Genomic DNA, 13,406 nt, shown 5'->3' with positions numbered 1-13,406 from the left:
CTCCTTCGCTAGGATTCGGGATTTGCGATACATAGTGTCGCATATAAGGACGTAGTGTCGAGGAAGACGACGTTCTGTATGGTTGTCACCATGCCGAAGCTGTGGGACGACACCATCGAGGCACACCGCCAGGCTGTTCGCGACGCGACCCTGGATGCGACGGCAGCGCTGGTCGCCGAGCGTGGGGTGACCGGCGTGACGATGTCGGAGATCGCGAAGCGCACTGGGCTCGGGCGGGCGACGCTGTACAAGTACTTCCCCGACGTCGAGACGATCCTGCTTGCCTGGCATGAGCGCCAGGTCGGCAACCATCTGCACCGACTGTCGTCGATCAGAGATCAGACGGGCCGCCTCGACGCCGTGCTCGAGGCGTACGCCGTCATCTGCAGCGAGCACCCGAAGATTGACCTCGACGCCTCGTTGCACCGGGCGGACGATGTCGCGAAAGCCCGCCGACACCTGACCGACTACCTGGCGCAGTTGCTGGCCGAGGAAGTCGCTGCCGGACGGGTGCGGAACGACGCACCGCCGAAGGAGTTGGCGACGTACTGCGTCCATGCGCTGGCCGCGGCCGGCGTCGCACCGTCGAAGGCGGCGGTGCGGCGTCTGGTCGCCGTCACGCTGGCCGGGTTGCGAAGCCCAGTCCCCGAGCAGGGAGAGTCGGAGGCTGGCACCGGCTCAGCCACAGCTCGGAGGATGACGCCAGGTCCGCTGGCGTCTGGCTGATGCCGTTCGTGCCACCACGCTGTGGAGTCGGCGCTGTCACCGTCAAGGTTCGGGCGCTGCTGGCACCGCCGTCGGCCTCTGGCGGCGCCGCCGGAGTGCCATGGCCGCCAGGCCTACAACGGGTCCGGCAGCGAGCACGACCGCGAGGGCGGCGTAGCCGTAGGTGAGGGTTGCCGCGGTGGCGACGCCGGCGACCAGGAGCGGTCCGCCAGCGTCGCCAAGTTCCCGCCCGAGCTCGGCGGTACCCATGGTCTGACCGAGGCGCGCCGGCGGCGTTGAGGCGGCCAGGGCCGCGAACCCCAACGGCGTGATCAGCCCCGTGCCGGCCCCGATCAACAACGCAGCAAGCAGGACGCCGACGATCCCCGGCAGGGTGGCACAGCCCAGACCGGCCGCGGCTGTGAGCAGGCCTACTGTCAGGCCGCCGCGCGCGGTGATGCGGCCGGCGTCCAGGGCGCGACCGGCGCGAGGCTGTACCAACGCGGCGGTAGCGGCGAGCACGGATACGGCTGCTCCGGTGGCGACCGTGCCCAGCCCAGCCGCCGCGCCGGTCACCGGCAAGAACCCAACACCGACGGACAGGGCCGCGGTGGCCCCGGCCAGCGCGGCGGTCGGCCGCAGAAACACCGGATCGGTGACCCGGCGGGTGAGGTCGATCACGGTCTGACGGGTCCGGGGGAGCGGGGGCACTGCCGGTACTGCGAGCAGCGCCCAGGCGGCCACTGCCAACGCGAGGACGGTCATCACGGCGAACAGCAACCTGAATCCACCCAGCCACACCAGCCCACCGCCGAGCAGCGGTCCGAGGGTGTAGCCGATGCTCTTGTAGAACCCGTAGCTGCCGAACGCCCGGCCGTGCTTGGCCGCCGGGTTGAGTCGCGCCACCAATGCGGAGGCTGACGGCGAGAACGCCGACGCCGCGGCACCTTGCCCCAGCCGCGCGACCCACAGCCACCCAGGGCTGTCGGCCACCACATACAGCCCGGAGGCGACAGCGAAGCCGACCAGCCCGGCCAGCAGTACCGGCCGGGCGCCGATCCGGTCGGCGATGGTGCCGAACACCGGCTTCAGCAGCACCTCGGCACCGTCGTACAGCGCGAGCAGGAATCCAAGCCTCAGCAGCGACTTCACCGCGTCGTCGGAGAAGGCGCCCAGGTTGGCCGCCACCGCGTGCGCACCGAACGCTGTTGTGAACCCGGCCGCGTACAGGGGCCACATCCGCCGGTCGCGGGCGGTCGTGGGCGGTGCAGTGGGGTTGGTCATCGTTCGCCGCTCGGGATGTCGTGCAGGACCCCGAAGACCCGCTCGGCGTAGTCCTCGCACGCCGCCACGCACTCTTTCAGTCGAGCGGTCGCCTGGATGGCTTCCGGAGTACCGAAGACGTCCCGGGCGGTCAGGTCACAATGCCAGCGCCGCAGCCTCTCCAGGCTCTGCTCTTCTTCTTCGAGCTCAGCCAAAGTGAACTTCTCGATCCGGATCTCCTTGGCCACCTCGGCTTGGTACTTGGCGCAGTCGGCGAGGAACTCTGCCCAGTCCGCCTGGCGGGCGGCGTTGAACATCGCCTCGAAACGCTCAGCATCGGCTGGGCTGCGACCGCCGGCCTCCAGGACCGTCGCCTCACCATCAGCGCGCGCTGCCAGCGCGACAGCACGCTCCACACCGCCGGCGAACACAGGCAGGTCTGGCACCGCCCAGACACCCTGACCAAGCGACAACGCACCCGCCTTGCGCAGTTCACGCCACACGCCGACTCGATGCCGGGAAGGCTCGGCAGTCAACCGGATCACCAGCATCAGCCACCGACTTCCGCGCTGCTCGTCTGTCACACAACCGAATGTATCGCGCGTTACATCGACGATCTCCACGGCGGTGGCAACGGTGCTGACGCTCTTCAAACCGCCAGGGGGTGCGAGGTCTACTATCTGCATATGCGTGCAGATAGTAGAGGTTGTCAGCGGCGGCTCCCCGACGATCAGGTGGATCTAGCGGTCGAGGTGTTCCGGATGCTGGCCGATGCCACGCGGATCCAGGTGTTGTGGGCGTTGACGGGCGAGGAGTTGCCGGTCAACGAGTTGGCGACCCGGGTGGGGAAACCGGCGCCATCGGTGTCGCAGCATCTGGCCAAGTTGCGGATGGCACGACTGGTACGGACCCGGCGCGAAGGAACCCAGGTTTTCTACCGGCTGGAGAACGATCACGTCGGCCGGCTGGTCGCGGACGCTGTCTACAACGCCGAACACGCAGGGCCCGGAGTCCCCGCTCACCACCTCGGCGACGAGGAACTGGCCCAGCTCCACCCGGGCCGCGACATCACCGATCCCAGCGGGCAGACTGCTCAATGACCCATCAACGAGCTCGAGAACACCGGCACGATGCCGGCCACGGGCACGGACACGGACACGGCCATGAAGCTACCGGCGGCTGGTGGCAGCTGATCCGCGATGCGGTGCGGCCGCATTCTCATGACGCCGCGGACTCGATCGACAGCGCGATCGAGTCCAGCGCGGCCGGGATCCGGGCCGTGAAGGTCAGCTTGCTAGTGCTCGCGCTCACCGCCGGCCTGCAGTTGATGGTCGTCGCGGTGTCGGGGTCGGTTGCTCTCCTGGCCGACACGGTGCACAACTTGTCCGACGCGTTCACGGCGCTGCCGTTGTGGATCGCGTTCGTCCTCGGCCGGCGCGCCGCGACCCGCCGCTACACCTACGGGTACGGGCGGGCCGAGGACCTGGCCGGGCTGTTCGTGGTCGCGATGATCGGGCTGTCCGCCCTGCTCGCGGGGTGGGAATCGATCCGTCGGCTCATCGACCCGGTTCCGGTCCACAACCTCGGCTGGGTTGCCGCCGCCGGCGTGATCGGCTTCGCCGGCAACGAAGCGGTCGCGGTCTACCGGATCCGGATCGGCCGCAAGATCGGCTCGGCGGCACTCGTCGCGGACGGGCTCCACGCTCGCACCGACGGCATGACATCGCTCGCCGTCGTGCTCGGCGCGGCAGGAGTCGCCGCCGGCTTCCCGCTCGCCGACCCACTGATCGGCCTCGTCATCACCATCGCCATCCTCGCCGTGTTGCGCACGGCAGGCCGCGACGTGTTCCGCAGGCTGATGGACGGCGTCGACCCGGCCATCGTGGATACCGCCGAAACTGCCCTCGCCGCCATGCCCGGAGTCCGCTCGGTACGGCGGGTCCGGATGCGCTGGATCGGCCACGAACTCCACGCCGACGTCGACCTGGTCGTCGACGCTCACGACAGTACCGAGGCTCACCGTCTGGCCCACGACGCCGAACACGAACTGACCCATGCGGTGCCGCGCTTGCGTACGGCCGTGGTACATGCCTATCCGGCAACCCATGATCACCACAGTCACGATGCACACGGGCTCTGATCACGGGGTACCGCGATGCCCTTGCCAAGGGCAACCGCCCTCCATCGGCGGATCGGGGCATACAAGGCCTTGCGAGCATCGCGAGGACGATCCAGCAGGGAGCCATGATGTCCAGCCCTGACCTGGTGTTCGGTCCAGGCCGTCAGTCCCTTGGCGGCTAGAACCTGGGAGGATACCGAAATCCGTCCGCCTCGGCGATCATGGAGGGAAGGGTTGCGACCAGGACCGGCGTTCGACAAGCCGATGCCGCCGGAATGGAGGAATGATGACGGACCCCGCGGACCGGATCGACTTCGCCAATCTCCCCGCGCCCGACGACGACGGCATTGTGGTGACGTTGTTCATCACCGTCCGCAAGGTCGCGCGGTCCCGGGACTTCTACTCGCGTGTCCTCGGCGGCACCGTCGTCCTGGACGAGAATCCGTGCATGGTCAAGCTGGCCAATTCGTGGATCATCATGAACCCCGGCGGGCCGCCCACTCCGGACAAGCCAGGGATCTCGGTGGTCGACTACCAGCCCGGCGACACGACCTCGATCTTCCTTAACCTGCGGGTCGCTGATATCCAGGCCCGCTACGAGGAGTGGAAGGCCAAGGGCGCAGAGTTTGTGACGCCACCGATCGACCGCGGAGCAGAGATCCGCTGCTACATGCGGGACCCGGACGGATATCTCATCGAGGTCGGCCAGTCCACCGGACTGCTGCACGGCAAGCTCGCCGCGAAGCGCGCGGAGGACCTCCCGGGCTGAACTTGTCGCCGGTCGTTCCAGGCATGGGCGTGGCTGCCGGCGAACATCGCCGCTTCGAGGCATCCAGGTAGGTCGCGCGCGCGAAAGGTCGATCGGCTCCGCGCCGCGGGGAGCAGCAGTGGTGACGCTTCGCTGCCCCGGTTCGAGCGAACGCCAACTGGTCCGGCACTAGGTCGATCCGGGCCTGCCTCAGCTCGTCGAGAGGCCCGGACTCGGCTAGCGCCGGCAACTTCAGGTGCGCGTAACCCGGTCCTGTCGGATCGATGCGTAGGCCCTGTTGATGATCCGACGACGGCGAGGAATTCTTCGTGATTTCCGCAGCGGATCAGCTGTGACGCGGATTCCGCCGCGAGGTCGGCAGCACGAGGATCGAGGGGACAGATTTCACCGACGAAGGAGAGCTCCGATGCGCTCGGACACTGATCTGGTCGACAACGTCTGCAACGAACTGTTCTGGGATCGCAAGGTCGACAACGATGCGATCGCGGTGTCGGCGGAAGCCCGCACGGTCCCGCTGGGCGGCATCGTGGGGAGCCTGCGCAAGATGCAGCCGGCGAAGAAGTCGTGATGGGAGGAGGATCAGCCATGCCTACTGACGCCCCATCGGCGAAGCGAATCGCCCGGTTCATCGAGCCGTTCCGAGTGAAGCCGGGCTCGCACGTGACACTCGCTGAGGACTTCGATCCCGCGTTCAAGGCGGGGATCGAGAAGAAGAAGGACGGCGCCGAGCTGTTGACCGAGGGGATCGAGCTGCTTGCGGACTACCAGGCCCGGCTTGCGGCTCAGGACACCGTCGGCGTCGTCGTGGTCCTTCAGGCGCTCGACGCGGCCGGCAAGGACGGGACGATCCGCCACGTGATGAGCGGCGTGAATCCCCAGGGCGTGAGAGTCGAGAGCTTCAAGGTTCCTTCGGCGACCGACCTGAACCACGACTTCCTTCGCCGGTACCAGGAGCGCCTGCCGTCCAGGGGCGAGATCGGCATCTTCAACCGCTCCCACTATGAGGAGGTGCTCGTCGTCCGGGTGCACCAGGAGAATCTCGTCCGCCAGAAGCTGCCGCTCGAGACGCGCGAGGACCACGTCTGGAAGCACAGGTACGAAGCGATCAACAACTGGGAGCGCTACCTCGTCGAGAACGGCTTCCGGGTCGTGAAGCTGTTCCTCAACCTCTCGAAGGAGGAGCAGCGCGTCCGCTTCCTGAGGCGCATCGACCTGCCGGAGCACAACTGGAAGTTCTCGGCGCACGATGTGCAGGAGCGCCGGTCCTGGGACGACTACCAGGAGGCGTTCTCGCAGATGCTGAGCCACACGAGCACCGAGTGGGCTCCCTGGCATGTGATCCCGGCGGACCGCAAGTGGTTCGCCCGAATCGCAGCCGCGGGGGTGATCGCCAACGCACTGATCGAGCTCGACCCGCAGTACCCGACGCTCGACGACGATGCGCTGCGAGACCTTCAGGCGACGAAGGTCGAGCTGGAATCGGAGGCACCCAAGGGGGCTGCCCCGGATCCGTTCGAACCGGCTCTCGCTGAGCAGGAGGCATGAGCGATGGCTGGCAGATTCGTCGCGGCGATCGACCACGGCACCACCAGCACGCGATGCTTGCTGTTCGGCGAGGATGGCACTGCCGTCGCAACCGCGCAGCGCGGACAGACCATGCACTACCCCGGACCGGGCCTGGTCGAGCTCGACATGGCCGAGGTCTGGCAGCGAACCCAGGAGTGCATCCATGAGGCGCTCGCCGCGGCGGATGCCCAGCCGGCGGATCTCGCCGGGATCGGGATCACGAACGAGCGCGAGTCCGTCGTACTGTGGGATCGCCGCACGGGACGCCCGGTAGCGAACTCGATCACTTGGCAGGACACCCGGACGGCCGCGGCCGCCGACGCACTGGCTGCCGACGAAGGCATCAATCGGTTCCAGCAGCGCACCGGCCTGCCGATCTCGACATATTCCTCGGCTCTCAAGCTCCGCTGGCTGCTCGACCAGGACCCGGCCAGGCGGGAGGCGGCCGGCCGGGGCGACCTGTTGTTCGGCACCCCCGACACCTGGCTGCTGTGGAATCTCACCGGCGGTCCCGATGGCGGCGTGCACGTGACCGAGCCGAGCAACGCCAGCCGGACGCTTCTGATGAACCTGCACACGATCGAGTGGGATCAGGAACTGCTGGACATCATGGACATCCCGCGCGCACTGCTCCCGGAGATCCGCTCCTCGAGCGAGGTCTACGGCACCGCGACGGGCGATCTGGCCGGCGTCCCCGTTGCCGGCCTTCTCGGCGACCAGCAGGCCTCGTTGCTGGGGCACACGTGTTTCGACCACGGTGACATGAAGAGCACCTACGGCACCGGAGCCTTCCTGCTCGCCAACCTCGGAACGGAACCGGTGATGTCCAAGCATGGCTTGATCACTACGGTCGCCTGGAAGCTGGGCGACGCCGACGCCGTCTACGCCCTCGAGGGTTCGGTCTCGATGGCCGGCGCCCTCGTCCAGTGGCTCAGCGAGAACGTCGGAATCATCACCGACGCTTCCGAGGTCGAGACCCTCGCGCGCTCCGTCGAGAACTCGGGCGGCGTGGTCTTCGTCCCCGCGTTCTCCGGCCTGTTGGCGCCGTACTGGCACGACGATGCGCGTGGGGTGATCGTAGGCCTGACACGGTTCGCCAACAAAGGACACATCGCACGTGCGGCGCTGGAAGCCACGGCGTACCAGACCTACGACCTGGTTGAAGCGATGCTCGCCGACACCGGCCTGGCGGAGCTCGGCGAACTCCGAGTGGATGGAGGCATGACCAAGAACGAGCTCCTGATGCAGTTTCAGGCCGACATCCTCGGCTCCCACGTCGTCGCTCCGGCCGCGGCTGAGATCACCGCCACCGGCGCCGCCTACGCCGCGGGGCTTGCGACCGGGTTCTGGTCGGGGCTAGACGATCTGCGTGCGAACTACACCATCACGCACGGCTGGGAGCCGCACATGAGTGCGGACGAACGGGCGCGCGGCGTCGCCGGCTGGCGCATCGGTGTGGAACGGACGCTGGGCCTGGCCGGAAAAACAGGCTGACGAGTGCAAAGAGACCGGAACTCTCACACCGGTGACTCTGCGTGGGCCTACGCAGCCGTCTTCACGGTCCCGGACGGTCACTTGTGGATGATCGAGACGGCTCCTTGAGTTCGAGGAGGTAGTCGCCGGAGGCGGCGGTGCGGAGGGCGATCCGCTCGTTCTCGATCCGGACGTTCGTGATCGGATCGTCGAGGGCCAGTCCGGCGACGCGGGTACCTGCGGCTGGGTCCCAGACGGTGAGGTTTCCGCCGGTGGATCCGGTCACGAGCACGGTCCGCCGGTTGACCGGGCCGAGGGCCACGCATTCGACGGCGGCGGCCCCGTCAGCGGGATTCTCGATCCGCTCGCCGGCCGCGATCGCGTACAGCCTCACCTTCCCACTACAGGCCACCGCGACGATCGGACCGCGATCAGCAAGGTTGCCCAGGGCCACAGACGTTGCGAGTTCGAGGCCCGGCTTCATTCCCAGCCGGTCCCAGCCAAACGCGAGGACGTGCTCCGGGAGCTCTACGAACGGTCCCGCGACAATCTGTGGGCGCTCATCGGCGATCGTCTGCTGATCCCAGATCCACACCGCACCTTCGGCCGATCCCGTGGCGAGGATTGGCCGGCCATCCAGTTCGCCGGTCACCGCGACCGACAGCGGCCAGTCCTCGGGTCGGTTCACAGGAATCGGCCGCTGGCCGGACTGGTTCCGCGGCGGCGCCTTGCCGAGCCCGAGCGGAATCGGCATTGGCGCGAACCCCTCGCCCTGAGCAGGGGCGTCCGCGGTGCTACGGCGACGGAAGAGCTTCACGCCGTGCCTGTCCGCCTCGTAGTCGATCTGCTGCAACTGCACCAGGGCGGTGTCGTCGTAGTCGGGTGAGGACACCACGATCCCGCGCCCGTCTACAGTCCCGATCGCGATGGCGCGAGTCAGCGGACCGTACGGCGACCGCTCGACGTGCGCGTTGCCTTCGGTGAGCCACAACAGGCGATCGCCGATGCCGGCGGCGACGACGAACGTCGTCCCGCCCGCGACCCGGCCGCCGGCCATGACGTCCTGCGAGCTGCCGTTCTCGGACGTGATGAGAGCAGTCCGCCAGATCGTGCGGTTGTCCGAGGGATCGATCAGCACCACACGGTGCATGCGTCTGGGCCCGCGCTCGTCCTCCACGCCGAGAACCATCAACGCGCCGTCGTCCTCGACTCCGAACCCACGAACCTGACGCTCCTCCAGACCGGCTACGACGTCCACGGGCTCCAACGAGACCGCATCGACGACGTTCAGCCCGCCGTGGAACGAGGCACCCGCGATGACGAGCCGGCCGTTCACCCGGCCGACTCCGAGGGCGAAACCAAGCCCGATCTCCGCCGCGACCAACCTCTCACCACTACGGGCGTCCCACACCGCGAGCACGCCGTCGTACTCCGCGGCGGTCACCACGACGGACCGTCCGCCGATAGTGGCCACAGCCACCGCGGTCGGTCGGTAACCGACTTCGATGGTGGCCGCGACGTCCGGGACGCCGGCGCGCGGGTCCCAGAGTTCGACTCGTTCGTCGACCGCGATGGCGACCACCGGGCGGTCGCCGACGTGACCGAATCCCAGCCCGCGCACCTTGCCCGCGGTTCCGTACGTCGACTCGAGATCCGCGCTCCAGTCGAGGCTGCCCTCCACCATCCGGAGCCAGGGTGCCGTGGCGGTCCGGCCGATCGCGTTTCCGAGTTCGGCCATCGAGGAGCCGGCGTAGTCCTTCAGCCGGGCGTGGAGTTGGCCGGGAAGCTGATCGGGATCGCGGCTGAGGGCGATCCGGCTCCGGCGCAGCGTCCGCTCGATGACGTCGATGGGCTGGAACGTGCTCGCCCACATCACCAGAGCGTCGGTGTCGTCACGACTCACGTCCTGCTCGGTGACGACCCTGGCCGCGCCGATCAGTGCGACGGTCTGGTCGACGCCCAGCAATTCGATGGCCCGGGGCAACCAACCGGTGTCGGTCACGAGGTCCGCGAGACCGTAGGCATCAGGTGTGGTCCGGTCCGCGTCGGCGACGTAGTGCTCGGCGAGATAGCGAACGGCGTAGAAGTTGGCGGTGGTCCATCCACCCGGGTCGGTACGATAGTGCTCGGCCAGAGCCTTCGCGATCCGGCGGTGCCCCTCGCCGTACCCGGGCTGAGCGTAGAAGTGCTCACCGAAGGTCTGGTGCGCGAGCCGGTAGGTGCTCTGACCGTTCTCGCCGTCGAGCATGATGTACGGCGCCGCGTCGATGATGAGCTTGTCCAGGTCAGCCTCGCCGGGGCGCCGGCCGAACGCACCGGCGACTGTCGCCCAGATGTTGTCGGCACGGGGCAGACCTCGACCGCACTTGTGAGCGAGTGCCTCGAGCAGTGGGCCGAAGGTGCGGTCGGCAACCGACAGGCGTCGTACGGCGGTGGCGAACAGACCGCGGTGATCCTGGGCGAGTAGGTCGGTGAGCTCCCCTCGGTTGGCCGGAGCGAGCAGCTCGGGCCGGGCGAGGATCTCGTGCACCGCCAGGCGGGCGTACAGGAAGTGCCTGTTGTGCGCGCCGACGCTGCGGGCGGCCTCGGCCACGGTGTCCTCGTCGATCTGAAGCGTGCTCAGCTGGCGCTGTACATACCTGGTGACTGCCGCCGTATCGAGGTCGACAGTGACCCGTGTGATGTTGCCGAGGGCATCGAGCAGGTTGGTGTCGTCCGGTTCCGGTAGGTCGGGGCCTTCCCTCGTCGATCGGCGGGTGCCCACGACGACCCGGCATCCTTCGATGTCCGCCAACTGCCGCAGTACGGCGGCTACGTCCAGTGGCTCCTGGGCTTCGTCCAGCGCATCGACCAGCACGGTGAGCGGCGCGGCGCGGCCTTCGACCGCGCGGCGCAGTCCCTCGACCTTCGCGGCGGGATCCCGCCCAGGATCTGGTGCCTCCATCCCGAGGTCGGTGGCCAACCGGTCGACGACGTCGGAGGTCGACAGACCGGTGAGCAGAACGGACGCGTCGAACAAGTTGTCCGGAGGTTGTTCCGCTGCGGGCAGCCGCTCGACCTGGCCGGTGCGGACCAGCAGGTCGCGCAGCGAGGGGTTGGTGTGAACGACGATGTTGCCCAGTACGGCGGATTTGCCCGAGCCGGCCGGGCCGGTGACGGCGAGCAGGCCGGACGAGTTCGTGCTCAGCCAGTCGGTGATCTCGCGGCGTTCCCGGCCGCGGCCTTCGAAGTACCAGGTCAGCTCGCTGAGCTCGGCGCCCTGCGCCTTCGGCACGAAGAAGCCGCGCTGATCCGGAGGCAGGCCGGCGAGGAAGTCCTTGAGTTCGGTGTAGACATCGTGCGGTGCGGTGATGCCCTGGCTGAACACCCGGGGCCGGGCCAACGGACGCGCCCGGCCGAGACTGCTCCGGATCGCGCTTCCGGGCTCGAGCCGGTTCTCCAGGCGGCCGATGAGGTCGTCGATCCGGATCACCTCGTCGTTGTCCTCGTAGGAATCCAGGACCGCTCGCAGCGCAGCCGGAACCGCCGTGAGGAACGACGACCCCCGCCCGCCGCCGCCCAGCAGCGCGAACCGCTGCGGCGGGTTCGGCTTGGCCAGGATGGCCGCCGCCAGCAGCTCGACGAACCGCTCCGCCCCGCATGCCTCGATGACGACGAGCGTCCACGCCTCGGCGTCGCCGCGTCTGGCCGACCACTCGTCATCCAGATGGTCCGCCAGTTCGGTCGCGTTGTGCCCGGTGCCCTTCTTGTGCTGCGCCGTACCGAACGAGGCGAGCCAGGCGTCGTTGCCGTCCGACTCGCCATGCCCCACCCACAGCAGGATCGAACTCCGCGGGCCGTCGCGGTCGGCCCACCGACCCAACTGCTGCTTCACCCATGCCGCGTCGCGTTCACCGCCGGTCCAGTGCTGGACGACGCCGCCGTACGGCGCGAGCAGCTCGGCGATCGCCTCGGCGTCGTCGTCCGCGGCGACAGGCGGGAACGGATTCTGGACCTGGGTGCTGTAGTCGGCGATCGGGACGGCGTGGATGGTGAAGGTCGGCTCGCTCATTCGTCGGCTCCTTCGAGGACATAGTCCTCGGGGGCGACCGCCATCACCTGCTCGGTCACAGCCGACGCCCCACCGCCCTTGACCTCGACCCTGTACACCCCTGGCCCCGGCAGGTCGACGGATGCGGTCACAACGCCGCCCAGCTCCTGCAACGGAGGCCAGGCCACCTGGCGTTGGGTGAACGCGTCGAAGACCCGGCACGACGTACCGCTCGCTTCCGTACCCGTCACCGTGATTCTGAGCGGCTCGGCGACCGACATGACATCGGGTACGTCGATGCCGATCTCACCGAGCCCGAGCGGCGGACCGGCGGTGTCGTTGGTCAGTACGTCGCGGACGTAGGAGACGGCCTCCTCCGTCGCCGCGATGGCACCGTGGGACTGCGGCAAGGTGCCGACCGGGAGATCGAACGCGGCGGCGGCACGGCGGAACACGGTCCCGTCGCCGGCGAGATCCTCACGACGTTGAATCCGACCGGTCTGATCGGTGATGCAGGTGTGCCGGAAGGGAGTCGCCACCCCGCCGTCCACGGACAGACTCTGCATCGTCGGCTGTTCGACGCCGACGAGCAGCCGCAGACCCCGGGCCGGCCCATCCATCAGCTGGTCGTGCCGGTGATGGGACGCGGCGGCGAGGTCCGCGTCACCGCCGAGGTCCGCGACGTCTTCGGGCAGCAACCATCGAGCGGTCTCGCCGTCGTCCACGCAACGGTAGAAGGGCAGCAGGTCGTGCAGTCCTGGCATGTTCCGGACGAGGTGCCGCAGCCGCCGGTGGGGGAGCGGTACGGGTGTGCCGCGCCCCGAGGTCAGGATGTACGCAGCCTTCACCGCGCCGTAGTACGGCGTACCTAGCGTCACTGTCATGCGTACGTCGGACTCGCCGCCGAGCACCTGGGTGAAGTACCGGGCGACGAGTCCGCCCATCGAGTGGGCGACCAGCACCACCTTCGCGTCCGCGCTGCCCGCGGGATGGGCACGCCACCGATCCAGGTGCCACTTGACCCGCCGGCCGAGTTCGCCCGCGTTGTGCTGCACGGACAACCGCCAGTCGTACGGGAACTCGCACAACGCGTCCGGGTGGGCAAGCACCCGTCCGATCCCCGTGAGCAACGCGGTGTAAGGCTCGAACCCCTTCAGCACCGGCGCGAACGCGGGGAACCTCAGCAGGCCGACGGCCCGGATCCGCCCGGTCCGGCCGGTCCGTTCGTCATCCGTCACGGCCAGCCGTCGCAACGCCGTACCGGTCGTCCAGGCGTTGATCAACCACCCGGCATCGTCGAGCCCCCACAACACATCGCCCGACTCTGCCTCGACCAGCGAACTTCCCATGATCCCCGGAAGCACGACTACCGCGTCCCGAGACACAGCCCCACCCGGCCCGTCCATTCGAACCCACCCCCGGGTTCAGTTTCGGCTCGTTCCCGGCGAAATACCAGGCGCCGTGAATCAGATCAGTGCGCG

The 13,406-nt window shown here is 68.3% G+C and carries 11 protein-coding genes; 7 read left to right on the top strand and 4 right to left on the bottom strand.

Going from position 1 to position 13,406, the window contains the following annotated elements; all coding sequences use genetic code 11:
- Window positions 1-90: 90 nt before the first annotated feature.
- Complete coding sequence (locus tag ACFPJ1_RS11570; protein ID WP_380103544.1) at window positions 91-726, top strand: TetR/AcrR family transcriptional regulator; 636 nt, start codon at window positions 91-93, stop codon at window positions 724-726.
- 42 nt (window positions 727-768) lie between these two features.
- Here ACFPJ1_RS11570 and ACFPJ1_RS11565 read toward each other — a convergent pair whose 3' ends face one another.
- Window positions 769-1,989: an MFS transporter gene (locus tag ACFPJ1_RS11565; protein WP_380103543.1), complete on the bottom strand. Its 1,221-nt coding sequence runs from the start codon at window positions 1,987-1,989 to the stop codon at window positions 769-771.
- Entirely contained in the window at window positions 1,986-2,621 is a 636-nt protein-coding gene (locus tag ACFPJ1_RS11560) for a Chromate resistance protein ChrB (RefSeq protein ID WP_380103542.1), read from the bottom strand. The genes ACFPJ1_RS11565 and ACFPJ1_RS11560 overlap by 4 nt, the downstream gene beginning before the upstream one ends.
- Before the next feature lie 33 nt (window positions 2,622-2,654).
- On the opposite strand from ACFPJ1_RS11560, the gene ACFPJ1_RS11555 reads away from it, so the two are divergent.
- From ACFPJ1_RS11555 to glpK, 6 genes are all read left to right on the top strand, one after another.
- A complete protein-coding gene (locus ACFPJ1_RS11555; RefSeq protein WP_380103541.1) occupies window positions 2,655-3,068 on the top strand; it encodes an ArsR/SmtB family transcription factor in 414 nt (137 codons plus the stop codon).
- A 104-nt stretch (window positions 3,069-3,172) separates the two neighbouring features.
- Window positions 3,173-4,108 (top strand): cation diffusion facilitator family transporter, encoded by a 936-nt coding sequence (locus ACFPJ1_RS11550; protein WP_380103540.1) that lies wholly within the window; start codon window positions 3,173-3,175, stop codon window positions 4,106-4,108.
- Between the two features lie 265 nt (window positions 4,109-4,373).
- Complete coding sequence (locus tag ACFPJ1_RS11545; protein WP_380103539.1) at window positions 4,374-4,856, top strand: VOC family protein; 483 nt, start codon at window positions 4,374-4,376, stop codon at window positions 4,854-4,856.
- Window positions 4,857-5,262: 406 nt separating this feature from the next.
- Window positions 5,263-5,424, top strand: coding sequence for a hypothetical protein (locus ACFPJ1_RS11540; protein WP_380103538.1), 162 nt, complete (start codon window positions 5,263-5,265; stop codon window positions 5,422-5,424).
- A 17-nt stretch (window positions 5,425-5,441) separates the two neighbouring features.
- Window positions 5,442-6,401: a PPK2 family polyphosphate kinase gene (locus ACFPJ1_RS11535; RefSeq protein ID WP_380103537.1), complete on the top strand. Its 960-nt coding sequence runs from the start codon at window positions 5,442-5,444 to the stop codon at window positions 6,399-6,401.
- A gap of 3 nt (window positions 6,402-6,404) precedes the next feature.
- Complete coding sequence (gene glpK, locus ACFPJ1_RS11530; RefSeq protein WP_380103536.1) at window positions 6,405-7,916, top strand: glycerol kinase GlpK; 1,512 nt, start codon at window positions 6,405-6,407, stop codon at window positions 7,914-7,916.
- 61 nt (window positions 7,917-7,977) lie between these two features.
- Here glpK and ACFPJ1_RS11525 read toward each other — a convergent pair whose 3' ends face one another.
- Entirely contained in the window at window positions 7,978-11,946 is a 3,969-nt protein-coding gene (locus tag ACFPJ1_RS11525) for a P-loop domain-containing protein (protein ID WP_380103535.1), read from the bottom strand.
- Window positions 11,943-13,274, bottom strand: a complete 1,332-nt coding sequence (locus ACFPJ1_RS11520) for an esterase/lipase family protein (RefSeq protein WP_380103534.1) — start codon at window positions 13,272-13,274, stop codon at window positions 11,943-11,945. The genes ACFPJ1_RS11525 and ACFPJ1_RS11520 overlap by 4 nt, the downstream gene beginning before the upstream one ends.
- Window positions 13,275-13,406 lie beyond the last annotated feature (132 nt).

It is taken from the genome of Kribbella qitaiheensis, assembly GCF_042657745.1.
In the GTDB taxonomy this organism is placed as follows: Bacteria; Actinomycetota; Actinomycetes; order Propionibacteriales; family Kribbellaceae; genus Kribbella; species Kribbella qitaiheensis.
The sequence above is the reverse complement of the archived record's forward strand: the minus strand, read 5'-3'. Positions and strand labels throughout refer to the sequence as shown.